Here is a 25,853-nt window from a genome sequence, read left to right on the forward strand (position 1 = left end):
AGGGCAGCCGGGCGGCGGCACGGCGCGGACGTCGAGCACCGGTGTCACTTCGCCTTGCCGACCGGATCGCCGTCCCCCGGGGCCCGCCGTAGCTCGTGGCTGAGCTGCTCCAGCTCGCTGCCGCCGGCCATCTGCCGGGTCAGCTCGTCCAGGGTGATGTCGGCGCGGGCGTGGCTGCCGGCCATGATCCCCCGCTTGAGCAGGATGAACCGGTCGCCGACGAGGTCGGCGTGGTGCGGGTTGTGGGTGATCAGCACGACGCCGAGGCCGTGGTCCCGGGCGGCGGCGACGTACTTCAGCACCACGCCGGACTGCTTGACGCCCAGCGCCGCGGTCGGCTCGTCCAGGACCAGCACCTTGGCGCCGAAGTAGATCGCCCGCGCGATCGCCACCGACTGCCGCTCGCCGCCTGACAGGGTGCCGATGGGCTGGTCCACGTCCCGCAGGTCGATGCCCATGCGCAGCAGCTCGGCGCGGGTGGTGGCGCGCATCTTCGGCACGTCGAGACGGCGCAGCGGGCCGCGGCCCAGCGTCGGCTCGGAGCCGAGGAAGAAATTGCGCCACACGGGCATCAGCGGCACCACGGCGAGGTCCTGGTAGACGGTGGCGATGCCCCGGTCCAGCGCCTCGCGCGGGTTCGACAGCCGGGAGTCGCGGCCCTCGATGCGGAAGCTGCCGGCGTCGTGCTGGTGCAGCCCGGAGATGATCTTGATGAGCGTGGACTTGCCCGCGCCGTTGTCGCCGAGCACGCACGTGATCTCGCCGGCGTGCACCTGCAGGGAGACGCCTTCGAGGGCGCGGATGTTGCCGTAGTACTTGCTGACGTCCGCCAGCTCCACCAGCGGCCGGCCCACCGCGGCCCCGGCGCCGGCCGTGTCGTCCGTGGCCTTCGTCATCTGGCCGCCTCCGCGCGCTTGCGTACCCAGGAGTTGAGGATCGTGGCCAGCAGCAGCATCGCGCCGAGGAAGAACCAGAACCAGTCCGAGTCCCACTGGGCGTAGACGATGCCCTGCTTGGCCATGCCGAAGATCAGCGCGCCGATCGCGGCGCCGATCGCCGACCCGTACCCGCCGGTCAGCAGGCAGCCGCCGATCACCGCCGCGGCGATGTAGTGCAGCTCCAGGCCGCGGCCCTCCGCGGACTGCACCACGCCGGAGAACGAGAACAGCAGGTGCTGCCCGGAGATCCAGGCCGCCAGCGCGACGCCGAGGTAGAGGCCGATCTTGGTGCGGTGCACCGGGACGCCGACCGCGCGGGCCGCGTCCTTGCCGCCGCCGACCGCGAAGATCCAGTTGCCCCAGCGGGTACGCAGCAGGATCCAGGTGGCCAGCGCGACCAGCCCGACCCACCACAGGATCGTCACCCGCAGCTTGAACGAGCCGATGTCGAGGGACGAGGCGAAGAGCACCCGCGCCGACTCGAAGCCCTGCATGTCGTCGATCGCGTTCGTCGAGACCGTGCCCTGGATCCTCTTGGTGAGGCCGATGTTGGCGCCCCACAGCATCAGGTACGTGCCCAGCGTGATGATGAAGCTGGGCAGCCCGGTGCGGACCAGCATGAAGCCGTTGAAGAAGCCGATGGCGAGGGTGACCAGGAGGGAGACGAAGACGCCCACCCAGACGTTGGCGGTCATCTCGTACGCGAACATCGTCGACGTCAGCGCCGCCGAGGTGACCAGCACGCCCGCCGACAGGTCGAACTCGCCGCCGATCATCAGCAGCGCGACGGGCACGGCCATGATGCCGATGGTGGAGGCGGCGTACAGCACGGTGTCGAGGCTGGACAGGAAGCTGTCCGCGACGACCGCGAAGAAGAGGAAGACCGCGACGGCGCCGATCACCGAGCCCAGCTCGGGCCGGCCGAGCAGCCGGTGCAGCGGCGAGGCGTCCAGCAGGCGTTCGTCCGCCGCCTTGGGGTCCGCCGGGAGGGTGGTGGTCATCGGGTGCGGCGCTCCGTGAACTTCTTCAGCGCGGGGGCGTCCTCCTCGGTGACGATGGCGGGACCGGTCAGCACGGTCTGGCCGCCGCCGATGACGTTGCCGTTCGTCTCGTACAGCCACAGCTCGTCCACCGCCAGGTAGCCCTGGAGGTAGGGCTGCTGGTCCACGGCGAAGGTGAGCTGCTTGCTCTCCAGCGCCTCGGCCACGGCCGCGTTCAGGTCGAAGGTCGCGACCTCCGCCTCGCTGCCGGCGGCGTCCTTCGCCTCGACGGCCGAGGCGGCGACGTCGGCGTTGAGGGTGACGACCGAGTCGACGTCCCCGTCCGCCTCCAGCTTCGCCTGGATCCCGGAGAGCACCGCCGGCTTGCTCGCGCCGTCCACGGTCAGGTTCTGCACCGAGCCCGAGAAGGTCTCCTTCACGCCGGCGCAGCGCTGCTCCAGGCCGACGTTGCCCTGCTCGTGGATGACGCAGACGGCCTTCTTGCGGCCGCGTTCGTTGAGCTCCTCGCCGACCGCCTCGCCGGCGACGGACTCCTCCTGGCCGATGTGGCTGAGGGCCCCGTACTCCTCGGAGTACTCCGCGCCGGAGTTGATCGTCACCACCGGGATGCCGGCGTCCACGGCGGCCTGCACCGCGCTCTTCATCGCCTCCGGCTTGGCGAGCGTGACGATGATGCCGTCGACCTTCTTGTCGACGAACGTCTGGACCAGCCGGGCCTGCTCGTCGTCCTTCTCGCTGTTGGCGTAGAGGAACTCGACGTTGTCCTTGTTGGCGGCCTGCTTGGAGCCGCTCTGGACGATGTCCCAGAAGGTGTCGCCGGGCGCGGAGTGGGTGACCATGGCTATCTCCATGCGCGGGGTGTTCACGCCACCGCCGCCGCCCCCGCCACCGTCGTTCTCCTCGGCGTCCTTGCCGCCGGAGTCGCTGCACCCCGCTGCGGCGACCGCCAGCACGGTGGTCATCGCCGCCGCCGCGAACACGCGCGTGCTACGGGCCATACGGCTGCGCGCCATCTGGATACCCGCCTTTCTTCCCAGGTCGTCCCCTGCCGCCCGCGTGGCGGCTGGAGGTGTTCTAGCCGGGGGCGGGGACCGAGTCAATGTCTTGTCCGATCATTCTGACCCGCGGCTACCCGCGAGTCACCCGGTGGGTCCCCGCCGGGTCAGCCCCGGTCGAGCAACTGGAACTCGAAGCTGTAGCGCGAGGCCCGGTACAGGTGCGAACCGAACTCCACCCCGCGCCCCGTGTCGTCGTACGTGAACCGCTCCATCGTCAGCACCGCCGCCCCCTCCTCCTCGCCCAGCCTCTCCGCCTCGGCCGCCGTCGCCGGCCGGGCGCCGACCCGCTGGCGGGCGCTGTGCAGCGCGATGCCGGCGCGGCGCAGCACCCGGTAGAGCCCCGTCGACTCCAGCTCATCGGGGCGCAGCCGGACCAGCTCTGCGGGCAGGTGGTTGCAGAGCACGGCGACCGGCTCGCCGTGGGTCAGCCGCAGCCGGTCGACGCGGACGACGTCCGTGCCCTCGGCGACCCCCAGGGCCGCGGCGACGTCCGCGCTCGCCCGCATCTCGGCCACGCCCAGCACCCGGGTCGCGGGCCGCTGCCCGGCGGCTTCCAGGTCGTCGTACAGGCTGGTCAGACCGAGCGGGCGGCGCACCTGGCTGTGCACGACCTGGGTGCCGATGCCCCGGCGGCGCACGAGCAGCCCCTTGTCGACCAGCGACTGGATGGCCTGCCGCACGGTGGGCCGGGACAGGCCGAGCCGGGCCGCCAGCTCGATCTCGTTGCCGAGCAGGCTGCCGGGGGTCAGCGCCCCCTGCTCGATCGCCGCCTCCAGTTGCTGCGACAACTGGAAGTACAGCGGGACCGGGCTGCTGCGGTCCACACCGAGCCGCAGGGCCGGGACGGGGCCTGTGCCGCGCTTCGTCACGCTCCGGAGCGTAACGGTCGGGCCGGGCCATCGGAAGGCTTCACGTCCGGTTGTCCTGACAATTGACAATTCCGCTGGCCACGGGAGATTTTGAGGCCATGCGCATCGGACTCCTCGGCACCGGCAGGATCGGCGCCTTTCACGCGGGCGCGCTGCGGCGGCACCCGGACGTCACCTCGCTCGTCGTCACCGACGCGGACCCGCGCCGGGCCGCCGAGGTCGCGGCGCGTACGGGCGCGGAGGCGGCCGCCACGCCCGCCGACGCGCTGGCGGCGGGGGTGGACGCCGTGGTGATCGCGGCCGCCACCGCCGCGCACGCGGAGCTGCTGGGCGCGGCGGCGCGGGCCGGGCTGCCGGTGTTCTGCGAGAAGCCGGTCGCCCTCGACCTGGCGGGCACCCGGGCCGCGCTGGCGGAGGTGGCGGCGGCGGGGATCGTGCTGCAGATGGGCTTCATGCGCCGCTTCGACGCCGGCTACGTCGCGGCGCGGGAGGCGGTGCGCGGCGGGCGCCTGGGGCGGCTGCACACCGTGCGGACCGTCACCTCCGACCCGGCACCGCCGCCCCCGGCGTACCTGCCGCTGTCCGGCGGGCTGTACCGGGACTGCGTGATCCACGACGCCGACGCGCTGCGGTGGGTGACGGGCCGTGAGGTCACGGAGGTGTACGCGGCGGGCTCGGACGCGGGCCCGGCGATGTTCCGCGAGGCCGGCGACGTCGACACCGCGACGGCGCTGCTCACCCTGGACGACGGCACGCTGGCCACCGCGACGGCGACCCGCGTGAACGGGGCGGGCTACGACGTGCGGATGGAGCTGGCCGGCGAGCGCGACCAGATCGCGGTGGGCCTGGCCGAGCGGACGCCGCTCACCTCCGTCGAGCCGGGCGCGCCGGCGCCGGGCGGCAAGCCGTGGCAGGGCTTCCTGGAGCGCTTCGGGCCGGCGTACGAGGCGGAGCTGGCGGCGTTCGTCCGGGTGGTCCGCGGCGAGCTGGCCAACCCCTGCGACGGGGTGGAGGCGCTGGCGGCGCTGCACGTGGTGGAGGCGTGCGAGCGCTCCCGCCGGGAGCGCCGCCCGGTGCGGGTGGCGGAGATCGCGGAGGCGCCGTAGGGGCCTTACGGCCCTCAGCGCGCGGCCAGGTCCGCCAGGGCCGCGCGGAGGCGGGCGCGCTCCTCCGGGAGCGGGGACGTGCGGGTGTGGGCCTGCGTCCACGGGGAGACCTCCAGGGTGCCCCGCTCGTCCTCCTCCGCCAGCCGCTGCGTCACCCGGGCGAAGTCGGCGACCGGGTCGCGCTCCCCGTACTGTTCCAGCCGCTCGGCCAGCAGGGCGGCACCGGGGCCGAGGGCGGGGCGGTCGAAGCGCAGGGCGCCGGCGGCGGCCCGCTCGTGCTCCTCGTAGCGGTCCGCCCAGAACGTCCACTCCCAGCCGGGCCACCGGGGCAGCGCGGTCGCCCGGGCCGCGCCCGCGACGTGCTCCAGGGTCCAGCCGCAGACGCGGCGGTGCACGGAGTCGAGGTGCACGCCGCCCTGCGGGATCGTGGGGATCCGGTCCGTCAGCGCGGCGGGCGAGAGCTGGCCGGCCAGCTCGGGGCCGCGGTCGAGCAGGTCTTCCAGGTCGTCGGCGAAGACCGCGTACGCGCGGACGCCGTCACCGCCGCCGTCCGCGACCGTGACGGCCAGCGCGACCTCCTCCGACCCGGGCTCGATGGGCTGCAGCTCGGAGGTCTCCGGCGGCTCCGGCGCGGTCGTCGCCCGGTCGCTGCGCACCAGCGCGGCGTCCACCCCCACGTACGCCGCGAAGTCCTCGAGACCGCCGTACGCCCACCGGACCCGCCACCCGGGCCAGGTCCGGCCCAGCACCGTGAACAGCGCCCGCCGGTGGACCCAGTCCTCCAGGTGCCAGGTGAAGAAGAGCAGCTCGCGCGCGTCGTGGTCGACGAGCGCGGCGCCCTCGCACCATCTCTCGTCCAGCCAGTCGTCCCGTGGGACCTCCCGCTGGGCGGCGATGAAGCGGCCGGCGCTGCCGGGGCCGTCGAGGAGCTGTGCGTCGATGCCGCTCGCGCCCCAGTGGGAGTAGTGCAGCCGCCAGTCGCCGTCGCGTACGAGCACGTAGTTCGCGCGGGCACCCATCGCCGGTCAGGCCGCCGCCAGCCGGGCCAGCAGGTCGGCCGCGCGCTTGGCGACCTCCTCGCGGTCGCCGCCGGACAGCGCCGAGCCCATCCCGACGCCCACCGCGCCCGCGGCGATCCAGTCGGGCGCGTCCGCGATCGAGATCCCGCCGGTGGGCAGCACCGCGGCCTGCGGCAGCGCGGCCCGTACGTCCTTGACCCAGCCCGGCTCGTGCGCCGAGGCCGGGAAGAGCTTCATGACGTCCACGCCCAGCTCCAGCGCGCGCACCACCTCGGTGGGCGTGGCGACGCCGGCGAAGACCGGGATGCCGTAGCGGTGCGCGGTGGCGACCACGCCGGCGTCGAGGTTGGGCGCGACGAGGTAGCGGGCGCCGGCGTCGACGGCCAGCCGCGCCGAGGCGGCGTCCAGCACCGTGCCGGCGCCGATGACCGCCTCCGTGCCGGCCTCGCGGCGCAGCGAGCTGACCAGCTCCAGCGCGAAGGGCGTCGTCAGCGAGATCTCCAGGCTGCTGATCCCGGCCGACAGCAGCGAGTCGGCGGTGGCGGCGGCGCCGTCGTGGGTGTCGCTGCGGACGATGGCGACGACCCGCTGCGCCAGCGCGGCCCGGGTGATCTCCCAGCGGTACACGGTGCTTCCTCCGGCGGTTCTCTCTGGGCGGTGCGCGGTTCTGCGGTGGTGCCCGGCCGTACGTCGCGTACGGGCCGTGCGCTCAGCGGTGCACCGAGTCGCCGCCCGCGGTGAAGGCGGCGAGCGCGCGGTCGCGCGCGGCGGCGGTCGGCAGCCCGTCGGTGTCGGTCACGGTCTGGATGACGAGGGCGGCGACGCAGGCGCCCTCGGCGAGCGCGCGGTCCAGCGGCAGGCCCCGGAGCCGGGCGGACAGGAACCCGGTGGCGAAGGCGTCGCCCGCGCCCACGGGGTCGGCGAGCCGCACGTCGTACGGCGGCTGGTCGACGCGCGCGCCCGCGGCGGTGAGCGCGGTGGCGGTGTGGTCGGCCCGCTTGATCACGACGGTGTCCGTGCGGCCGCGCAGCAGCCGGGCGGCGGCGTCGTCGGCGGGCTCGCCGGTCAGCATCTCCAGCTCGTCGTCGCCGGCGAGCAGCAGGTCCGCCTCGGCGAGCAGCGGGCCCACGACCTCGGCCCACCGCTCGGGGCCGGCGAGCTTGCGGCGGACGTTGGGGTCGAAGGAGACCAGGGCGCCGGCCGCGCGGGCGAGTTCGACGAGCTTGACCGTCGCCTCGGCGGCGGACGGCGACAGGATCGGCGTGATCCCGGAGATGTGCAGCACCCGCACGCCCTCGACGACCTCGGGGCTGATGTGCTCGGGTGCGAGGCGGGAGGCGGCGGAGCCGGCCCGGTAGTACTGCACGTCGATGGCGCGCTGCGGGTGGCTGTCGCGGAGCAGCATGCCGGTGGGCGCGTCGGGGTCGACGTCCGCGTACGAGACGTCCACGCCGTCCGCGCGGAGCTGGGCGAGGACGGCCTCCCCCGCGGGGTCCGCGCCGACGCGGCCGAACCAGCGCGCCCGGTGGCCGAGCCGGGAGAGCCCGGCGGCGACGTTCGACTCGGCGCCGCCGATGGACCGGCGGAAGTTCACGGCGCGCGCCAGCGGCATCCCGGGCTCGGCCAGCATCAGCAGCATGGCCTCGCCGCAGGTCAGTACCTCCGGTGCGGATTCCGCCATCGGTTCCTCCACGGTGGTGGGGCACGTTCGTGCTGCGAACGTTATCCCGATCGGCGCCCGTTCCGGTATGGCGGGGTGCCGGTGCGGACCGGCCCGGGGCCGGTCCGCGGGGGCGGTCGCGGGCGCGCGGGCCGGACGTGAGTCCATGGCGGAGGGCGGGGAAGTCCATTGCCCCCGGGGCGGGTCGGGGCGACGCTCGACGCTGAGTGACGTGTGCACTACACCCCCGAGAGCCCGGAGGTTCCGGATGCTCGTCCCCCGCCCGGCCGTCGTCGGCGCCGCACTCCTGGCCCTGGCGCTCAGCCCGCTCGCCGCCCCGCCGGCCGCCGGCGCGCCACCGCCGCCGGGCAGGACCGGCGACATCAGCCCCACCCCGCGCTCCGTGGCGGCACGCGGCGACAGCGTCACCGTGACCCGCACCGTCACCGTCGTCACCGGGTCCGAGCCCGACGGGCCGGCGCTCGCCGTCGCCGAGCAGGCGCTGCGCGACGCGGGGGCCGAGGACGTACGGCGTGCCGAGACCGCGCCGGCGGAGAGCCGCGGGCTCACCGTCTACCTCGGCGGCCCCGGCGCCAACCCCGCCTCCGCCGCCGCCCTCGACGCCCTCGGCGTCGAAGGACCCGCCGGGCTGCCCGCCGAGGGCTACGTCCTGGCCGCCGGCACCGCGGAGCCGGGCGGCGGCACCCCCGGCGGCGACGGCATCGTGCTGGCCGGCGCCGACGCCACCGGCACGTACTACGCCGCGCAGAGCCTGCGCCAGCTCCTCCCGCACCGCGACTCCCCCGGCACCCGCCTCGCCGGCACCGCCGTGCGCGACTGGCCCGGCACCGGCTGGCGTGGCGCCATCGAGGGCTTCTACGGCGTCCCGTGGTCCCACGCCTCGCGCCTGGACCAGCTCTCGTTCTACGGCGAGCACAAGATGAACATCTACGTCTACTCGCCCAAGGACGACCCGTACCTGCGCGGGCGCTGGCGCGAGCCGTACCCCGAGGACGAACTCGCGCGCATCGCCGAGCTGGTCGAGACCGCCCGCGCGCACCACGTCGAGTTCACCTACGCCCTCTCCCCCGGCCTGTCCGTCTGCTACAGCTCCGACGCGGACGTCCAGGCGCTGAACGACAAGTTCCAGACGCTGTGGGACATCGGCGTCCGCACCTTCGCCGTGCCGCTGGACGACATCAGCTACACCGACTGGAACTGCGCGGCCGACGAGGAGCGCTTCGGCACCGGCGGCGGCGCCGCGGGCGCGGCCCAGGCGCATCTGCTCAACCGCGTCAACCGCGAGTTCGTCCGCACCCACGACGGCGCCGAGCCGCTGCAGATGGTGCCGACGGAGTACTACGACACCACCCCGTCCCCGTACAAGAAGGCGCTCGCCGAGCAGTTGGACGACGACGTGCTGGTGGAGTGGACCGGCGTCGGCGTCGTCGCGCCCGTGATGACCGTCGCGCAGGCGCGCGACGCCCGCGAGGTCTTCGGCCACCCGATCCTGGCCTGGGACAACTACCCGGTCAACGACTACGCGCAGCAGCGGCTGCTGCTCGGCCCGTTGGGCGGCCGGGAGAAGGGCCTGCCGGGCGAGCTGGCCGGGATCACCGCCAACCCCATGAACCAGGCCGCCGCGTCGAAGATCGCGCTGTACACGGTGGCCGACTTCGCCTGGAACGACGCCGCGTACGACCCGCGGACGTCCTGGGCGGGGGCGCTCGCCGAGCTGGCGGGCGGCGACCGGCGCACGACCGCCGCGCTGCGGGCCTTCGCCGACGCCTCGTACGGCTCGGCGCTCAACCCCGGCCAGGCGCCGGAGCTGTCGGCGGCCGTCGCCGCGTACTGGGACGGCGGCGGCGCGGACGCGCTGGACGACGTGCTGCGCGACCTTCAGGCCGCGCCAGGCGTGCTGCGCGACCGGCTGCCGGACCGGGCGTTCGTCGAGGAGGCGGGACCGTGGCTGGACGCCACCCGCGACTGGGGCACCGCCACCCGCACCGCCCTGCGGATGGTCGAGGCCGCCCGCGACGGGGACGGCGACCGCGCCTGGCGGCTGCGGCAGCGGCTGCCGGAACTGGTGGACCGGGCGAAGTCACACGTGTACACGGGCCTCGGCGGACGCGAGGTGCCGGTCGTCGTCGGCGAGGGCGTGCTCGACGCCTTCGTCGCGGACGCCGCCGCCGCGCACGACCGCTCGCTGGGGCTGCCCGCGCGGCCGAAGGGCGCCACGGACCTCGGCACGTACCAGGGCAACACCGTGGACCGGATGACGGACGGCGACGACTCGACGTTCTTCTGGAGCGACGGCGCGCCGGGCGCCGGCTCGTGGGTGAGCGTGGACCTGCACGGCGAGCGGGAGATCGGCGCGGTCACGCTGGCGATGGCCAAGCCCGGCAGCCCGGACGACTACGTCCGCGAAGGCGTGCTGGAGTACTCCGCCGACGGCGAGACGTGGACGGAGCTGGCGGCCTTCTCCGGCACGCCGGACGTCGAGGCGGCGGCGCCGGCGGGCACGCAGGCGCGGTACGTGCGCGCCAGGTCGACGGCGGAGCAGGACAACTGGCTGGTGGTCCGCGAGTTCACCGTCGCCGGCGGCGGTGCGACGACGACGGCCGGCGGCCCGCCGGCGGCCGAGGGCAGCTCCCTGGCCGCCGCCGCGGACGGCGACACCGCCTCCGTCTACCGCGCCGCCCGCGCGCCCGCGGCCGGTGAGGCGCTGGAAATCCGGTTCGCGGAGCCGCGTGCGCCCGGGTCGCTGGTCGTGCTCCGCCCGCAGGGCGCGCCGGAGGCGGGCGCGACGGTTCAGGTACGGAACGAGCCGGCCGGCCCGTGGCGTACGGCGGGCCGGCTGGCCGGCGCGTACACCGAACTCCGCGTGCCCGGCGGGGCGGTGGCCGAGGTCCGGCTGCGGTGGTCGGGCGGCGGAGCCGTGCCGCAGGTCGCGGACGTGGGGGTGACCGGAGGCTGACCGCGTACGGCCCCGGCGGCGGCCCTGTCCGCCGCCGGGGCCGGCGCCCGCGGGCCCCGCGGGGCGGGTGACCACGGGGCCGTGACCACGGGCGTGGCCGCACGGCGCGGGACCATGGGCGCACGCCGGGTAGCCCGCTCCGCGGGCCGTGGCCGCGAGACGCACGCCGCGGCCCGAAGGCGCAGCCTCTCCCGGCCGCGGCGGCACCACCCGCGTACCGCAACCGGCGCGCCGCGCCGCGGCCCGTGCCCCTCAGGCCCCGCCCCGCTCCCCCTCCGGTGCCGGGCTCCCGTGCAGGCGCAGCCGCGAGATCCCCCCGTCCGGGTGGATGTCGATGCGCGCGTGCGTGCCGATCGCCGCCGTGGCCAGGACGAAGCGGTGGTTGGTGTCCGGCTGGAGCCGGGTGCGGGGCAGGATCTCGGTCCAGGCGCCGGCGGCCCCGTCCCGTACCGAGACCGCCGCCCAGCCCGCCGCGTTGCCCTTCAGGTACGCCGTGTCTATCTCCACCGCGCGGATCTCGCCGCGGCCGGCGAGCGCGTAGCGGATCCAGTCGTGGCCGCCGTCCCGGCGGCGCCGCGTCTCCCAGCCGTCGTCCATCTGCCGCGAGCGGCCGGGGCGGATGGTGTTGACGGGCGGGGAGTAGAAGCGGTCCGAGGCGTCCTCGACGCGGCCGCCGTGCTCCAGCGCGACGAGGTCGAAGGTGCCGAGCGCCGCCAGCCACGCCGGGTCCGGGACGACCTCGCCGTGGACGCGCAGCCGCGCGATGCCGCCGTCGGGGTGCTGGCGCAGCCGCAGATGGGTCACGCGCCGTCCGCCGGCGACGGCGAAGCCGTTCGCGGCGTGGCCGCCGACCGCCGTGCGGGGCACCAGTTCGGTCCAGGTGACGCCGGCCGCGAGCAGCGCCTCGGGGGACGGCGCGCCGGGGACCTCCGCACCCTCGACGCTCACGGACTGCGGGTGGTTGCCGCGGAAGTGGGCGGTGTCGACGACGATGCCGCGGACGACGCCGGGGGCGCCGAGGCGTACCAGCGCCCAGTCGTGGTCGCCCGCGGCCGGGTGCGGGGCCTCGGCGGTGGCGCCGCGGCGGCGGCGGGTCTCCCAGCCGTCCATGACCTTGCCCTTGTGGCCGAACGCCGCCGGGTCGAACTCCGCCCGCTCCGGCCGCAGCAGGTTCTCGCGCGGGGCGAAGAACTCGTCGTTCGCGGCGATCACCGCCCCGCCCAGGCGCCGGTCGGCGAGGTCGGGCAGGGCGGCGAAGGCGAAGTCGGCGGCGCGGTAGTCGGCGTAGGGGTCGCCGCCGCCGTACGGGGCGGCGGCGCCGGTGAAGCGGGGGATCTCGGCCGTCATGCGGGCTGTTGCCTCTCGTCCCGGTCGGTGCGGCCGAGGAGCCGGCCGCGGGGTTCGGTGTGGACGCCGCCGTGGTGGACGCGGCGCCCGCGCAGCCAGGTGGCGCGGACGACGCCGTGCAGCCGCCGGCCGGCGTACGCGGTGACGCGGTTCTTGTGCTCCAGGTCCGCCGGATCGACGGTGAAGGCCGCGTCGGGGTCGAGGACGGCGAAGTCCGCGTCGCGGCCGGGCTCGATGGCGCCCTTGGCGGCGAGCCCGGCGAACCGGGCCGGTCCCGCGGCCATCCAGTGGGCGACGTCGGCGAGCCCGTGGCCGCGGCGGCGGGCCTCGGTCCAGACGGCGGGCAGGCCGAGCTGGAGCGAGGAGATCCCGCCCCAGGCGGTGGCGAAGTCGCCGGTCTTCAGCTCGGCGGTGGCCGGCGAGTGGTCGGAGACGACGCAGTCGATCGTGCCGTCGGCGAGGCCGGCCCAGAGCAGATCCCGGTTGGCGGCCTCGCGGATGGGCGGGCAGCACTTGAACTCCGTGGCGCCGTCCGGGATCTCCTCGGCGGTGAGGGTGAGGAAGTGCGGGCAGGTCTCGGCGGTGACGGGCAGGCCGGCGCGGCGGGCGGCGGCCAGGGCGGGCAGGGCGTCGGCGGAGGAGAGGTGGAGGACGTGGACGCGGGTGCCGTGCCGCTCGGCGAGCGCGACGACCCGGGCGACGGCCCGGTTCTCGGCGGCGCGCGGCCGGGAGGCGAGGAAGCCGGCGTAGTCGCGGCCGGGGACCGGCGGGGCGGCGTCGAGCACGTCGGGGTCCTCGGCGTGGACGACGAGCAGCGCCCCGAGCCGGGCGGCCTCGGCGGCGGCGCGCTCCAGGTCCGTACCGGCGAGCCGGGGGAACTCCTCGACGCCGGACGGGGAGAGGAAGCACTTGAAGCCGAAGACGCCGGCGGCGTACAGCGGCGCGAGGTCGGTGGCGTTCCCGGGGACCGCCCCGCCCCAGAACCCGACGTCGACGTGCGCCCGGGGCCCGGCGACCGCCCGCTTGACGGCGAGCGCCGCGGCCGTGGTGGTCGGCGGCAGGCTGTTGAGCGGCATGTCGATCAGGGTGGTGACGCCGCCGGCGGCGGCGGCCCGGGTGGCGGTGGCGAAGCCCTCCCACTCGGTGCGGCCGGGGTCGTTGACGTGGACGTGGGTGTCGACGAGACCCGGCAGCAGCGCGTCGTCGCCGCAGTCCTCGGCGCGGGCGCCGGGCGGCGGGGCCGTGTCGTACGGCAGCACGGCGGCGATCCGGCCGCCGGCGACCGCGACGGCGGCGGGGCGCTCACCCTCCGGGGTGACGACGCGGCGCGAGCGCAGCACCAGTTCGACGTCCGGCACCCGGTCTCCTCTCGGCGGCTCCATACTTCAACGTTCTGTTGAAATGCACTGTCGCCGGGGGTGCCCGCCCCCGTCAAGGGGCAGGCCCGCGGGCGGTTTGGCGGATTCCACATGCTGAAAGCCGGATTCCGGGCCGTTAAGCTGCGCTCACACCCGTACGGAAGGGACCCCGAACGTGCCCCGCAGCCCCGATGAGCCCAGGCCGCCCGCAGGCGGCGGCGTCCAGTCCCTGGAGCGCGCCTTCGACCTGCTGGAGCGGATGGCCGACGCCGGCGGCGAGGTGGGGCTGAGCGAGCTGGCCGGCAGCAGCGGGCTGCCGCTGCCGACCATCCACCGCCTCATGCGCACCCTGGTCGCCACCGGCTCCGTACGCCAGCAGCCCAACCGCCGCTACGCGCTCGGGCCGCGGCTGATCCGGCTCGGCGAGAGCGCGTCCCGGCTGCTGGGCACGTGGGCCCGGCCGCACCTGGCGCGGCTGGTGGAGGAGACCGGCGAGACCGCGAACATGGCGCTGCTCGACGGCGACGAGGTCGTCTACGTCGCACAGGTGCCGTCGAAGCACTCGATGCGCATGTTCACGGAGGTCGGGCGGCGGGTGCTGCCGCACTCGACCGGGGTGGGCAAGGCGTTGCTGGCGCACCTGCCGGACGAGGAGGTACGCGCCCTGCTCGCCCGTACCGGCATGCCGGCGGCCACCGAGAAGACGATCACCTCGCCGGACGTCTTCCTCAAGGCGCTGGCCGCCGTCCGCGCGGACGGCTTCGCGGTGGACGACAACGAGCAGGAGATGGGCGTGCGCTGCCTGGCCGTCGCGGTGCCGGACGCGCCGACGGCGGCGGCGGTCTCGATCTCCGGGCCCGCGGGCCGGGTGACGGAGGCGGCGACGGAGCGGATCGTGCCGGTCCTCAAGGAGGTCGCACGCGAGCTGTCGACGGGCCTGGCGGACGCGACCGCCGGCGCGGCGGCGGACTGAGCCGGCGCCCGTGCCGAACCGCGCCGCCACCCGGCAACACCCCACGCGAAGCGGGCACTTCACATGAACGCGACTGCCGGAACGGCCGGATCTCCCGGCGCGGACTCCGGCCACGGCCTCCCCGGCCACGGCGGCGGCGCCGTCGCCGGGCTGCTGCTCGCGGCGGGCGGCGGGCGGCGGCTCGGCGGGCGGGCCAAGGCCCTGCTGCCGGCCGGGCCGGACGGCCGGCCGCTGGTGGAGCGGGCGGCGGGGGCGCTGCGGGCGGGGGGCTGCGCGCCGGTGCACGTGGTGCTGGGGGCGGCGGAGGAGGCGGTACGGGCCGGGGCGCGGCTGTCCGGCTGCGTGCCGGTGTCGAACCCGGACTGGGCGTCGGGCATGGGCTCGTCGCTGCGCGCCGGCCTGGCGTCGCTGGAGCCGACGGCCGCCGCGGCTGCGGTGGTCCTGCTGGTCGACCAGCCGCGCGTCGGGCCCGCCGCGGTCGCCCGGCTGGCCGCCGCGTACACGGCGCGGGGCGCCGAGCTGGCGGCGGCCACGTACGACGGGGTCCGCGGCCACCCCGTGCTGCTGGGGCGCCGGCACTGGCCGGAGGTCGCGGCGGGCGCGACCGGGGACCGGGGCGCCCGCGACGTGCTGGCCCGCGCGGCGGCCCGCGGCGAGCTGGCGCTGGTGGAGTGCGCCGACGTGGCGGCGCCCGACGACGTCGACACACCGGCGGATCTGGCGTTGCTCGACGGGCCGTGGGCAGGCTGGCACTGAGCGCCACCGTTCCCGTACGGAAAAGCCTCTTGATATCAACAGACCGTTGAACTTCCGGGATAAGGAAACTATTCTCCACAGGCCAGAAGGGTTCGGAACCCGGTTCCGGCCGCCCACGCCACGTTCCGCTGCGCCCGGCACCCCGTGCCGCCAAGGAGTGACAGCCATGTCCGCAGTCGTCGCCGCCGCCGAGCCCGCGCCCCGCCAGGACGAGGTCCTCACCGACGCCGCCCTCGCCTTCCTCGCCGAACTGCACCGCAGGTTCACCCCCCGCCGCGACGAACTCCTCGCCCGCCGCGCCGAACGCCGCGCCGACCTCGCGCGCACCGCGACCCTCGACTTCCTACCCGAGACCGCCGGCGTCCGCGCCGACGACACCTGGCGCGTCGCCCCCGCCCCGCCCGCGCTGGCGGACCGCCGGGTGGAGATCACCGGCCCCACCGACCGCAAGATGACGATCAACGCCCTCAACTCCGGCGCCCGGGTGTGGCTCGCCGACTTCGAGGACGCCTCCGCACCCACCTGGGCGAACGTCATCGAAGGCCAGGCCAGCCTGATCGACGCCTACGAGCGCCGCATCGACTTCACCGACCCCGCCTCCGGCAAGTCCTACGCCCTGCGCCCCGCCGCGGAACTGGCGACCGTCGTCGCCCGGCCGCGCGGCTGGCACCTGGACGAGCGCCACCTCACCGTCGACGGCCGCCCCGTGCCGGGCGCGCTGGTCGACTTCGGGCTGTACTTCTTCCACAACGCCCGGCGGCTGCTCGACCTCGGCAAGGGCCCGTACTTCTACCTGCCGAAGACCGAGTCGCATCTCGAAGCCCGCCTCTGGAACGACGTGTTCGTCTTCGCGCAGGACTACTGCGGCATCCCGCAGGGCACCGTGCGGGCCACCGTCCTGATCGAGACCATCACCGCCGCGTACGAGATGGAGGAGATCCTCTACGAGCTGCGCGACCACGCCTCCGGCCTCAACGCCGGCCGCTGGGACTACCTCTTCTCGATCGTGAAGAACTTCCGCGACGGCGGCGCGAAGTTCGTGCTCCCGGACCGCAACGCGGTGACGATGACGGCCCCGTTCATGCGCGCGTACACCGAACTCCTCGTGCGCACCTGCCACAAGCGCGGCGCGCACGCGATCGGCGGCATGGCCGCCTTCATCCCCTCGCGCCGCGACCCGGAGGTCAACAAGATCGCGTTCGACAAGGTCAAGGCCGACAAGGACCGCGAGGCCGCGGACGGCTTCGACGGCTCGTGGGTCGCGCACCCGGACCTGGTGCCGATCGCCATGGAGTCGTTCGACGCGGTGCTCGGCGAACGGCCGCACCAGAAGGACCGGCTGCGCGAGGACGTGTCCGTGGCCGCCGCCGACCTGATCGCCGTCGACTCGCTGGACGCGAAACCGACGTACCCCGGCCTGGTCAACGCCGTGCAGGTGGGCATCCGTTACATCGAGGCGTGGCTGCGGGGCACGGGCGCGGTGGCCATCTTCAACCTCATGGAGGACGCCGCGACCGCGGAGATCTCCCGCTCGCAGATCTGGCAGTGGATCAACGCCGGCGTCGTCTTCGACGACGGCGAGCGGGTGACCGCGGAGCTGGTGCGGCGGATCGCCGCGGAGGACCTGGCGGAGATCCGCGCCGCGGCGGGGGCGGAGGCGTTCGCGGCGGGCCGCTGGCAGCAGGCGCACGACCTGCTGCTCCAGGTGTCGCTGGACGAGGACTACGCGGACTTCCTGACGCTGCCGGCGTACGAACTCCTGGACTGACGCGCCCCTGTTGCCCGCGGGCCCCCTCTGGCGGAGCGGGGGCGGTACGTGGTCGCATGCTGCCATGACCGACGAGACGACCGGGCACCACTCCCCCGGCCCCGCACGCGCCGCCGTCGCCGGCCGCTTCCGCGGCCTGCTCGACGACCTCGACCGGACCTCCGGGACGGCGGTCGCGGACGCCGCCACGCTGATCCTGGACGCCGTCGCCGCGGGCGGCCTGGTGTACGCGGCCGGGGCGGGCCACTCGCTGGCGATGGTCTGCGAGACGATCTACCGGGCGGGCGGCCTGGCCTGCGTACGACCCGTGTGGGCCCCCGAGATCCTGCCGCTGAACGGGGCCACGGCCAGCACCGCGGCCGAGCGGCGGCCGGGCTCGGGGCTGGCGATGGTGGAGCAGGTGAAGCCGGGCCCCCGGGACGTGGTGGTGGTCTTCTCCACCAGCGGCCGCAACCCGTACCCGGTGGAGATCGCGCAGGAGTGCATGGCGCGCGGGGTGCCGGTGGTCGCGGTGACGTCGATGCCGGCGTCCGCGAGCGCGACGGCCAGGTCCAGCACCCGGCTGGCGGACCACGCCACGGTGGTGCTGGACACGCGCGTACCGCCGGGCGACGTGGTGCACCCGCCGGAGTCGCCGCACACGGCGGCGGTGTCGACGGTGCTGGGGGCGTACGTCTGGGCGCTGCTGCTGGCGGAGCTGGACGAGCAGGCCGCGGCGCGGGGGGTGTCGCTGCCGCGCTGGGTGAGCGCCAACGTCCCGGGCGGGGACGAGGCCAACCGGCTCAACTTCACGCGCTACGGGGGCCGGATCCCCGAGCTGTGAGCCCCCGGACCCGGCCGGGGCCGTCCCCCCGGCCGGGTGTCCTGTGTCCCCCGCCCAGTCCCCCGCCCCGTCCCCTGCTCAGTCTCCCGCCGCCAGCCGCGCCAGCCTTCTCGCCTGCTTTCTCGTCGCCCCCGCCACCGCCTCCTCGTCGACCGTGACCAGCCGGCCCTCCTCCACCACCGGCTCGCCGTCGACCAGCGACAGCGTCACCGGCGCCGGCGCCCCCAGGACCAGCGCCGCCACCGGGTCCGCGACCGACGCGTGGGCCAGGCCGTCGAGTCTCCACAGCACCAGGTCCGCCAGCTTGCCCGGCTCCAGCGAGCCGATCGCGTCCGCGCGGCCGAGGACCTGGGCGCCGCCGTACGTGCCGAGGCGCAGCGCGGTGCGGGCCGTCAGCGCCTTCTCGCGGTGCGCGCCGAGCCTGTTGATCAGCAGCGCGTTGCGCAGCTCGGTGTGCAGCTCGCCGGACTCGTTCGACGCGCTGCCGTCCACGCCGAGGCCGACGGGGACGCCCGCCGCCAGCATGTCGGGGACGCGGGCGATGCCCGCGCCCAGGCGGGCGTTGGACGACGGGCAGTGGGCGACGCCCGTGCCCGTGCGGGCGAAGGCGGCGATGTCGGAGTCGGTCATGTGCACGCAGTGGGCCATCCACACGTCGTCGCCGAGCCAGCCCGTGGACTCGAAGTAGCGCGTCGGCCCCATGCCGAACCGCTCGTGGCAGAACTTCTCCTCCTCCACCGTCTCGCTGCCGTGCGTGTGCAGCCGTACGCCCTTGCGGCGGGCCAGCTCCGCGCCCTGGCGCAGCAGTTCCGTGGAGATGGAGAACGGCGAGCAGGGCGCCGCCGCGACCTGCACCATCGCGTCGTACGACGGGTCGTGGTGGGCGTCGACGACCGCCTCCGTGCCCGCCAGCGCGCCCTCCAGCGTCTCCACCGCGAAGTCCGGCGGCAGGCCGCCGTCCTTCTCGCCCAGGTCCATCGAGCCGCGGGCGAGGGTGAAGCGGACGCCCGTCTCGCGGGCGGCGCGGATGATCGCGCCGGACAGGTCGCCGGCGCCGCGCGGGTACACGTAGTGGTGGTCCGTCGCGGTGGTCACGCCGCCGCGCGCGAGCATCGCCAGCGAGCCCTGCGCCGCGGCGTGGCACATGGGCTCGTCGATGCGCGCCCAGGTCGGGTAGAGGGCGACGAGCCAGTCGAAGAGATTGGCGTCCTGGGCGAGGCCGCGGGTGAGCCACTGGTAGAAGTGGTGGTGGGTGTTGACGAGTCCGGGCGTGGCCAGATGGCCGGTGGCGTCGATCCGGCGCGCCACGCCGGCGAGTCCGGCGGGCGCCGGGCCCGCGCCCACCGACTCGATCCGGTTGTCCGCGACGACGACGTGCCCGGAGGCGTACTCCGTGCCCGCGGCGTCCACGGTGGCGATCGCACAGTTCTCGACGACGGTGCGCCGTGCTGCCATGGGTTCCTCGGCTTCCTGGACCGTCCGGCGGGGGCCGGCGGTCAGAGGTTGGTCATGTCGTCGGGGATCCGGGCGTCCGCGCCGTCGCGCAGGACGGTCGCCTCGATCAGGCCGTAGGGGCGGTCGGCGGCGAAGTAGACGGCGCCGTCGGCGGCGTCGTTCGTCAGCCCGAAGGGCGCCAGGTCGACGCGGAAGTGGTGCTTGTTGGGCAGGGAGAAGCGGATCTCCTCGATCTCCGGGCGGTGTTCCACGACCCGCGCGCCCATGGCGTACAGGCTCTGCTGCAGGGAGAGCGAGTAGGTGTCGGCGAAGGCGGTCTGGATGTGCCGCGCGGTCTGCTCGTACGACTCGTCCCAGGCGGGCCGCGAGCCGGCGGCGCCGGTCCAGCCGTGCCGCCACCAGGCGGAGACCTCGGTGGCGAGGATGCGGTCGCCGTCCTCCCGGAGCGTCGTGTACGCGTCCCGGGCGTAGCCCCGGAACTCCGAGGCGGTGGTGTTCATGACGACCATGTCCTTGAGCCCGCTCATCACCTCGAAGCGCTCGCCGTCCCAGGTGACCTGGGCGACGCGGGTCTCCCGGCCGCGGCGTACGAAGGAGTGCCGGGCGCCGGCGCGGACCCGCGCGTCGATCCGGTCCCAGGCGTACTCCTCGACGCGGACGCGGGCGCGGTGGATCGGCTCCTGGGTGTCGGTGAAGTGCCGGGCGAGGTGGGCGGCGAACGCCTCGGGGGACTCGACGCCGTACCGCTTCGCGAAGGCGAACACGGTGTTCTTGGTGGTGTCGGTGGGGAGCACGTGGGTGTTGGTGCCCGAGTAGTGGACCTCGTCCATGTCGCCGGCGAGGGCGACGGAGACGTTGAGGTCGCGGACGTGGTGCGTGCCGCCGTCGCGGGTGACCTTGACGACGCGGGTCTCGGCCTTGCCGTACTGGTTGCGGCCGAGCACGGCCACGGGCGCGGTGCGGGCGGCCACAGCGGTGCGGGCGGGCTGGGGGCGGTCTGCCATCTGCTAGCTCCCTCGGTATACGGAGTAGCCGAACGGGGTGAGCAGCAGCGGCACGTGGTGGTGCTCGCCGGAGTCGACGGCGAAGACGACCGTCACCTCCGGGAAGAAAGCGCCGCCGTTCGCGCGCGCGGGGGCGTCCTGCCGGTCCTCGGCTCCTGGTTCGCTGAGGTACGGGCCGGTGGCGAAGACCAGCCGTACGTGGGTGGTGCCCGCCGGCAGCGCCGGGAGGTCCCGGACGCGGCCGTCGGCGTCGGTGGCGGAGGCGGCGTGGGCGGTCCAGCCGCCGGCGTCCCCGCCGGTTCCGGCCGTTCCGCCGGCGCTGACCGACAGTTCGACGCGGACCCCGGCCGCGGGGCGGCCGAGGCTGGTGTCGAGGATGTGCGTGGAGACGGACGCGGCGCCGACGCTCATGGTCAGGCTCCTTCTGCTTCGACGAGGCGGGTCAGCCGGATACGGTTGATCTTGCCCAGCTCGCCGCGGGCGATCTCCCGTTCCCGCTCCGGCGCGTTGCCGAGACGCGCGCGCAGTGCGTCGCGCATCCGCTCGGCGGACAGGCCCGTCGCGCAGATGAGGAAGACGTGCCCGAACCGCTCCTGGTACGCGAGGTTCAGCTCCCGCAGCTCCGCCCGCAGCTCCGCCGGCGCCCCCGCCATGCCGCGCTGCTCGCGCGCCGCGGCGGGATCGCCCGGCGCCGGCCGGCCGATGGGCGGGTGCCCGGCCATCGCCTCGGCCAGTCCCGCGTCGTCGAGCGCGGCGAGGGCGGCTGCGGCCGCGGCGTACAGGTCGGCGGGGGCGGCGTAGGGCCGGCCGGCGGCGACGGCCGCGGCCCAGGCGCGGGCCGCGCACACCTCGTGCAGCAGTGCGGCGACGGCCTGCTCACCGGCTGAGTTGAGCCGGGCGAGGCCCGGCGGAACGCGCGAAGTCACAGCCGCAAGCTATGAGCCCCGGCGCATGGCGTCAACAGTTTGTTGAATTTTCGGGTCAGCCGTCCGCCGCCGGCGGGCCCTGCCGGGCTTCCCTGTTCAGGTAGTTGTAGATGGTGAACCTGCTGACGCCCAGCGCGCCGGCCACCGTCTCCACCCCGTGCCGCACGGAGAACGCGCCGCGGGTCTCCAGGACCCGTACGACCTGCTGCTTCGTCCTGCGGTCGAGCTGCGCGAGCGGCACGCCGTGCCGGCGCTCCAGCTCCGCGAGCATGTGGTCCAGCGAGTCCGCCAGATGCGGCAGCCGCACCGCCACCAGCTCGCGGCCCTCCCAGGACAGCACGACGTCGTCGCCCTCCGCCGCCTCCGGCGGAACCAGCTCCCCGCCCATCGCGGCCACCAGCGGCGTGACCGCGGCGACGAACGGGTGGTCCGCGGGCACCGTCATGCGCTGTCCTTCCCCGGCCCCTCCGGCGCCTGGCCGACGACGCTCACCTGCAGCGAGATGCGGGTGGCCCCGGACGCCAGCGATCTGCGCAGCAGCTCGTCCACCGCGTCGAGCACGACCTCCGCGCCGCCCTCCGCGCTGGTGCCGAACGGGCCGACGTCCACGGCGTCGAGCCCCGCCGACTCCACCAGATCCCGGGCCGCCACCGCGTGCGGCGGGGGCTCCTCCAGGTCGAACGGCTCGGTCGTGAACTCCACCCTGAGTCGCATCCGAGCAGCATACGTGCCCGGTCACAGGGCCGGGGCCGGCCGGGCGGCGCCGGGGCCCCGCTCCCAGGTGCCCGGGACAGCGGGTTGCCTAGCGTAGCCGCGTGATTCCGGGAGGTAACCCATGACAAGGACCCCGCGGGTGGCTGTCGCCGGCGCCGGGCTCGGCGGGCTCGCCGCCGCGGCGGCGCTCGTCCGGCAGGGCCTGGAGGTCGCCGTGTACGAACAGCGGCCCCGGCTGCCGGAGGACGAGACGGCGCTGCACCTGGCGCCCAACGGCAGCCGCATCCTCCAGCGCTGGGGCCTGGGCGCGGAGTTGCTCGAACTCGCCGTGCAGCCGGTCGCGCTGGAGTTCCGCGAGTGGAGCGACGGCACGCTGACCTGGCGGCAGCCGCTCGGCAGAATGGGCCCGGGCGCCTTCGCGGCCCCGTACTGCACGCTGCTCACGGACGAGTTGTACGACCTGCTCCTCGCCCGGCTGCCGCAGGAGCGCATCCGGCTCGGCCGCCGGCTGTCCGGCTTCACGGGCCGGGCGGACGGCGTGGAGCTGGAGTTCGCGGACGGGGGCACCGCGACGGCCGACGTGCTGGTGGGCGCCGACGGCGTGCGCTCGCTGGTGCGCTCCCGGCTGATCGGCACGCCCCGGCGCGTCTACCACGGCACCACCGCCTACAGCGGTGCGGTGCAGGCGGACGAGGTGCCGGAGCTGGCCCGCGACCGGGTCACCGTGTGGCTCGGCCCGGAGTCCCGGATGGTGGGCGCGCCGGTGGCCCAGGGCGAGCAGTTCGGCTTCGTCGCCGTGGCGCCGTCCCGGAGCCGTACGGCCCGGCAGCGCCCGGCGAGCGGCCGGCCCACCGCTCTGGCGGCCGACTTCGGCGGCTGGGCGCCGGACGTCAAGGCGATCGCGGCCGCGGCGGGCGGCGTACAGTCCTGGACGCCGTACGACCACGCCCCGCTCAAGCGATGGGGCAGCGGGCGGGTCACGCTCCTCGGCGACGCCGCCCACCCGATGCTCCCGTACCACGGACAGGGCGTCAGCCAGTGCCTGGAGGACGCCGTGGCCCTCGCGCACCACCTGGCCAGGGCCCCCGACCCGACGCTGGCGCTGCGCCGGTACGAGGCGCTGCGGCTGCCGCACACCGCCCGGGTGCAGCTCGGCTCGCGCGCCAACGCCTTCCGGCCGGCCGCCGCACCGGACATCACCTGGGCGCAGGTCTACGACATCGGGGAACACCTGCCGGGCTGACCCCGGCGGCTGCCGCACGTCGCGCACACAGCCGCAGGCGTGCAACGACTCCGGCGCCCCGTCGTGGGGGCGGGGCGCCGGGACGGACGGTCCGGAGGTCGGCACCGGGCCACGGCCGCGAGCGGCCGGCGGGCGGCGGACACGGCGAGCGGTGCGACGGGCCTCGCATCGGCTCCCCGCCCGCCCCCGGCCTCCGCGCGGGCCCGCACGCCGTCCGAGACGGCGCGAGCCCCGCGGAACTCGCGGGCGGTACGCCCCTTCCCCCGTTTCGCGTGGCGGGGGAAGGGGCCCACCTCTGGCCGGAGTTGCACCCCCCGTGACGAAGTGGTGACGCACCGCCGGTATCGTCACGCCCGGAGGGGCCGGGGACGGGGCGTGTACACATGTCGATCCGAGTCGTGGTCGCCGACGACCAGGCGCTGCTGCGCGGAAGTTTCCGGGTGCTGGTCGAGACGGCGCCCGGCCTCAGCGTGGTGGGCGAGGCGGCGACGGGCGCGGAGGCGGTCGGGCTGGCGGCGGCGGAACTGCCGGACGTGGTGCTGATGGACGTACGGATGCCGGAGGTCGACGGCATCGAGGCGACGCGGCAGATCTGCGGCTCCCCCGCGACGGCCGGGGTGCGGGTGGTGATCCTGACGATGTTCGACCTCGACGAGTACGTCTACGGGGCGCTGCGCGCGGGCGCGAGCGGCTTCCTGCTCAAGGACACCCCGCCGGCGGAGCTGCTGCGCGCGATCCGCGTCGTCGCCCGCGGGCAGGCGCTGCTGGCGCCGTCGGTGACGCAGCGCCTGATCCGCCACTTCAGCCGGCTGCCGGAGCCGCTGCCCGACCTGCCGGAAGATCTGACGCGGGTGACGGTGCGGGAGCAGGAGGTGCTGGTGCTGGTGGCCCGCGGCCTGGCGAACGGGGAGATCGCGGACCGGCTGGGGCTGAGCCTGCCGACGGTGAAGTCGCACGTGAGCCATCTGCTGACGAAGCTGGACGCCCGGGACCGCATCCAACTGGTCATCACCGCGTACGAAACCGGCCTGGTGACCCCCTCCCGCCGCTGACGCGCCGGGAGCTCACCCGGGCCGCACGATCACTCCCCCAGCCCCGCCTCCCGCGCCCGCACCATCGCCGCGATCGGTCCTGCACACCCGCAAACCTCTCCCGCCCCCACCACACGATCACTCCCCCAGCCCCGCCTCCCGTGCCCGCAACATCGCGGCGATCCGGTCCTGCACACCCAGCTTCGCGAAGATGTTCGAGATGTGGTTGCGCACCGTCTTCTCCGACAACACCAGCTCCCGCGCGATCCGCCGGTTGTTGTAGCTGCGCGCGATCAGGTCCAGCACCTCCCGCTCCCGCTGCGTCAACTGCGGGAACGCCCGCCCCGCCGGCACCGTGTGCAGCGCCGAGAAGTACCGGCTCAGCCGCTCCGCCACCGCCGGGCTGAAGACCGCGCCGCCCGCCGCCACACACCGCACCGCGCCCAGCAGCTCGGCCCGGGACGCGCCCTTGTCCAGGTAGCCGTACGCGCCCGCGCGCAGCGCCGCGACCACCGCGTCGTCCTCCACCGACGCCGACATCACCAGCACCCGCGGCGACGGCCCGCCGCGGCGCGCGGAGTTGAGCTGCCGCGTCGCCTCCACCCCCGAACAGCCCGGCAGATGGAGGTCCATCAGCACCACGTCAACCCGCGAGTCCGGCTCCGCCAGCGCCGTCAGCGCGTCCTCGCCCGCCCCCGACTCGCCCGCGATCTCCAGGTCCGGCACGTTCTCCAGCGCCACCCGCACCCCGTCCCGGAACACCGGGTGGTCGTCGACGACGTACACCCGCACCGCGCTCATCCCGGCCCTCCCGGCAACAGCGCGCGCACCAGCGTCCCGTGCGGCAGGTCCGTGCGCGGCAGGATCCGCAGCGTGCCGCCCACCTCCTCCGCGCGCCTGGCCATCGACGCGAGGCCCAGTCCCGGCGGGCGCCGCGGCAGCCGTCCGGGGCCGTCGTCGGCGATGTCCAGGCGCAGCGCCGTGGCCGAGGTCCACACCCCGAGCTGGACGGTACGGGCCGCGGCGTGCCGCAGCGCGTTGGTCAGCCCCTCGGCGGCGATGCGGTACGCGGCGACCTCCACCGCCGGGTGCAGCGCGCGCAGCCGCCGCGGCACCCGGGCCCGTACCTCCGTGCCCGTGCCGTCGTGGCGGGCGGCGAGCCGGACCAGCGCGCCGGCGAGCCCGGCCTCGGTCAGGTCGGGGGGCCGCAGGTCGTCGATGACCGAGCGGATCTCGGCGTTGATGCCGGCGGCCGTGCGGGCGGCGTCGGCGACGAGCCGGCGGCCCCGGGACTCGTGGGCGAGCAGGTCGGCCGCCGTCTCCAGCCGCAGCCGGATGCTGGCGAGGTTGCCGCCGAGGCCGTCGTGCAGGTCGCGGCGGAGCCGGTGCCGCTCGGCCTCGCGGGCGGCGACGACCTGGTCGCCGCGGCGGCGCAGTTCCTCGCGCAGCACGAGCGCGGCGACCATCGGGGCGAGTTGGTCCACGTACGTGTCGAGGTCGCAGCCGCGCGGCGGCGCGTAGCAACTGAACACCCCGTAGACCTCGCCCTGGTGCACCAGCGGCCGGCGCACCGCCGGGGCGGCGGCCTCCCCGGCCCGTGCGCGGAGGCTCGCCGCTGCGCCGCGGCGCAGCGTGCGCAGGGCCGCGCCGGCCGCGCCGAGGTGGGCGACCGCCAGTTCGCAGGCCAGCGTGGCCGCCTCGGCCGGCCGCACCTCGTCGCGTGTCCGCGCGGCGAGCACGCGCAACGCGGCCTGGGCGCCCGGCTCGGGGCACTCCCCCGCCAGGGCATGGGTCCCCACCGTGTGTCACCCTCGCTTCCCCCCCGCT

25 protein-coding genes are annotated in these 25,853 nt (G+C 75.5%); 8 read left to right on the forward strand and 17 right to left on the reverse strand.

The genetic code is table 11. The annotated features are described in order from the left end of the window. Positions 1–44: 44 nt before the first annotated feature. The 4 genes from O7599_RS06375 to O7599_RS06390 all read right to left on the reverse strand — a co-directional run bounded on the left by O7599_RS06375 (position 45) and on the right by O7599_RS06390 (position 3,866). Complete coding sequence (locus tag O7599_RS06375) at positions 45–896, reverse strand: ATP-binding cassette domain-containing protein (RefSeq protein ID WP_281621112.1); 852 nt, start codon at positions 894–896, stop codon at positions 45–47. Then, the gene (locus tag O7599_RS06380) at positions 893–1,939 is read right to left on the reverse strand and encodes an ABC transporter permease (protein WP_281621113.1); all 1,047 of its coding nucleotides are present in this window, start codon (positions 1,937–1,939) and stop codon (positions 893–895) included. Before O7599_RS06380 ends, O7599_RS06375 begins: the two co-directional genes overlap by 4 nt. Further along, positions 1,936–2,937, reverse strand: a complete 1,002-nt coding sequence (locus tag O7599_RS06385; RefSeq protein ID WP_281621114.1) for a sugar ABC transporter substrate-binding protein — start codon at positions 2,935–2,937, stop codon at positions 1,936–1,938. The genes O7599_RS06380 and O7599_RS06385 overlap by 4 nt, the downstream gene beginning before the upstream one ends. A 164-nt stretch (positions 2,938–3,101) precedes the next feature. Beyond that, entirely contained in the window at positions 3,102–3,866 is a 765-nt protein-coding gene (locus O7599_RS06390; RefSeq protein ID WP_281621115.1) for a GntR family transcriptional regulator, read from the reverse strand. Between the two features lie 98 nt (positions 3,867–3,964). On the opposite strand from O7599_RS06390, the gene O7599_RS06395 reads away from it, so the two are divergent. Beyond that, positions 3,965–4,972 carry a Gfo/Idh/MocA family oxidoreductase gene (locus tag O7599_RS06395; protein WP_281621116.1) on the forward strand — a complete coding sequence of 336 codons (1,008 nt, stop codon included), beginning with the start codon at positions 3,965–3,967 and terminating at the stop codon, positions 4,970–4,972. Positions 4,973–4,986: 14 nt separating this feature from the next. Here O7599_RS06395 and O7599_RS06400 read toward each other — a convergent pair whose 3' ends face one another. The 3 genes from O7599_RS06400 to O7599_RS06410 all read right to left on the reverse strand — a co-directional run bounded on the left by O7599_RS06400 (position 4,987) and on the right by O7599_RS06410 (position 7,672). Further along, positions 4,987–5,991 carry a hypothetical protein gene (locus tag O7599_RS06400; protein WP_281621117.1) on the reverse strand — a complete coding sequence of 335 codons (1,005 nt, stop codon included), beginning with the start codon at positions 5,989–5,991 and terminating at the stop codon, positions 4,987–4,989. Positions 5,992–5,997: 6 nt separating this feature from the next. Next, positions 5,998–6,618, reverse strand: a complete 621-nt coding sequence (locus O7599_RS06405) for a 2-dehydro-3-deoxyphosphogluconate aldolase (protein WP_281621118.1) — start codon at positions 6,616–6,618, stop codon at positions 5,998–6,000. Positions 6,619–6,700: 82 nt separating this feature from the next. Continuing rightward, positions 6,701–7,672: a sugar kinase gene (locus tag O7599_RS06410; protein WP_281621119.1), complete on the reverse strand. Its 972-nt coding sequence runs from the start codon at positions 7,670–7,672 to the stop codon at positions 6,701–6,703. Between the two features lie 247 nt (positions 7,673–7,919). Here O7599_RS06410 and O7599_RS06415 point away from each other — a divergent pair, with 247 nt between their 5' ends. Further along, positions 7,920–10,628 (forward strand): beta-N-acetylglucosaminidase domain-containing protein, encoded by a 2,709-nt coding sequence (locus O7599_RS06415; protein WP_281621120.1) that lies wholly within the window; start codon positions 7,920–7,922, stop codon positions 10,626–10,628. Positions 10,629–10,880: 252 nt separating this feature from the next. On the opposite strand, the gene alc is transcribed toward O7599_RS06415, so the two are convergent. Both alc and allB read right to left on the reverse strand, forming a co-directional pair. Continuing rightward, complete coding sequence (gene alc, locus O7599_RS06420; protein WP_281621121.1) at positions 10,881–11,975, reverse strand: allantoicase; 1,095 nt, start codon at positions 11,973–11,975, stop codon at positions 10,881–10,883. Beyond that, positions 11,972–13,357 carry an allantoinase AllB gene (allB, locus tag O7599_RS06425; protein WP_281621122.1) on the reverse strand — a complete coding sequence of 462 codons (1,386 nt, stop codon included), beginning with the start codon at positions 13,355–13,357 and terminating at the stop codon, positions 11,972–11,974. The genes alc and allB overlap by 4 nt, the downstream gene beginning before the upstream one ends. Positions 13,358–13,508: 151 nt before the next feature. Here allB and O7599_RS06430 point away from each other — a divergent pair, with 151 nt between their 5' ends. From O7599_RS06430 to O7599_RS06445, 4 genes are all read left to right on the forward strand, one after another. Then, complete coding sequence (locus O7599_RS06430) at positions 13,509–14,306, forward strand: IclR family transcriptional regulator (protein WP_281621123.1); 798 nt, start codon at positions 13,509–13,511, stop codon at positions 14,304–14,306. Positions 14,307–14,369: 63 nt separating this feature from the next. Then, complete coding sequence (locus O7599_RS06435) at positions 14,370–15,062, forward strand: nucleotidyltransferase family protein (RefSeq protein WP_281621124.1); 693 nt, start codon at positions 14,370–14,372, stop codon at positions 15,060–15,062. Positions 15,063–15,228: 166 nt separating this feature from the next. Further along, positions 15,229–16,830, forward strand: a complete 1,602-nt coding sequence (gene aceB / locus O7599_RS06440; protein WP_281621125.1) for a malate synthase A — start codon at positions 15,229–15,231, stop codon at positions 16,828–16,830. 64 nt (positions 16,831–16,894) lie between these two features. Beyond that, on the forward strand, positions 16,895–17,653 hold the full coding sequence (locus O7599_RS06445) for a sugar isomerase domain-containing protein (RefSeq protein WP_281621126.1): 759 nt from the start codon (positions 16,895–16,897) through the stop codon (positions 17,651–17,653). 78 nt (positions 17,654–17,731) lie between these two features. Here O7599_RS06445 and O7599_RS06450 read toward each other — a convergent pair whose 3' ends face one another. From O7599_RS06450 to O7599_RS06475, 6 genes are read right to left on the reverse strand one after another with little or no spacing between them, the layout of a single operon-like run. Continuing rightward, positions 17,732–19,108 (reverse strand): 8-oxoguanine deaminase, encoded by a 1,377-nt coding sequence (locus O7599_RS06450; protein WP_281621127.1) that lies wholly within the window; start codon positions 19,106–19,108, stop codon positions 17,732–17,734. A gap of 41 nt (positions 19,109–19,149) precedes the next feature. Further along, positions 19,150–20,112, reverse strand: a complete 963-nt coding sequence (pucL, locus tag O7599_RS06455; RefSeq protein ID WP_281621128.1) for a factor-independent urate hydroxylase — start codon at positions 20,110–20,112, stop codon at positions 19,150–19,152. Positions 20,113–20,115: 3 nt separating this feature from the next. After that, a complete protein-coding gene (gene uraH / locus O7599_RS06460) occupies positions 20,116–20,523 on the reverse strand; it encodes a hydroxyisourate hydrolase (RefSeq protein ID WP_281621129.1) in 408 nt (135 codons plus the stop codon). A gap of 2 nt (positions 20,524–20,525) precedes the next feature. Then, entirely contained in the window at positions 20,526–21,038 is a 513-nt protein-coding gene (uraD, locus tag O7599_RS06465) for a 2-oxo-4-hydroxy-4-carboxy-5-ureidoimidazoline decarboxylase (protein ID WP_281621130.1), read from the reverse strand. Between the two features lie 55 nt (positions 21,039–21,093). Further along, the gene (locus O7599_RS06470; protein WP_281621131.1) at positions 21,094–21,483 is read right to left on the reverse strand and encodes a helix-turn-helix domain-containing protein; all 390 of its coding nucleotides are present in this window, start codon (positions 21,481–21,483) and stop codon (positions 21,094–21,096) included. Beyond that, the gene (locus O7599_RS06475; protein ID WP_281621132.1) at positions 21,480–21,752 is read right to left on the reverse strand and encodes a hypothetical protein; all 273 of its coding nucleotides are present in this window, start codon (positions 21,750–21,752) and stop codon (positions 21,480–21,482) included. Before O7599_RS06475 ends, O7599_RS06470 begins: the two co-directional genes overlap by 4 nt. Before the next feature lie 121 nt (positions 21,753–21,873). Here O7599_RS06475 and O7599_RS06480 point away from each other — a divergent pair, with 121 nt between their 5' ends. Then, positions 21,874–22,995 carry an FAD-dependent monooxygenase gene (locus O7599_RS06480; RefSeq protein ID WP_281621133.1) on the forward strand — a complete coding sequence of 374 codons (1,122 nt, stop codon included), beginning with the start codon at positions 21,874–21,876 and terminating at the stop codon, positions 22,993–22,995. A 383-nt stretch (positions 22,996–23,378) separates the two neighbouring features. Continuing rightward, the gene (locus O7599_RS06485; protein WP_281621134.1) at positions 23,379–24,047 is read left to right on the forward strand and encodes a response regulator transcription factor; all 669 of its coding nucleotides are present in this window, start codon (positions 23,379–23,381) and stop codon (positions 24,045–24,047) included. Positions 24,048–24,164: 117 nt separating this feature from the next. On the opposite strand, the gene O7599_RS06490 is transcribed toward O7599_RS06485, so the two are convergent. Further along, positions 24,165–24,827, reverse strand: a complete 663-nt coding sequence (locus O7599_RS06490) for a response regulator transcription factor (RefSeq protein ID WP_281621135.1) — start codon at positions 24,825–24,827, stop codon at positions 24,165–24,167. Then, positions 24,824–25,825 (reverse strand): sensor histidine kinase, encoded by a 1,002-nt coding sequence (locus tag O7599_RS06495; RefSeq protein ID WP_281621136.1) that lies wholly within the window; start codon positions 25,823–25,825, stop codon positions 24,824–24,826. The genes O7599_RS06490 and O7599_RS06495 overlap by 4 nt, the downstream gene beginning before the upstream one ends. Positions 25,826–25,853 lie beyond the last annotated feature (28 nt).

Origin of the sequence: Streptomyces sp. WMMC500 (assembly GCF_027497195.1) — a bacterium.
Taxonomy (GTDB): domain Bacteria; phylum Actinomycetota; class Actinomycetes; order Streptomycetales; family Streptomycetaceae; genus Streptomyces.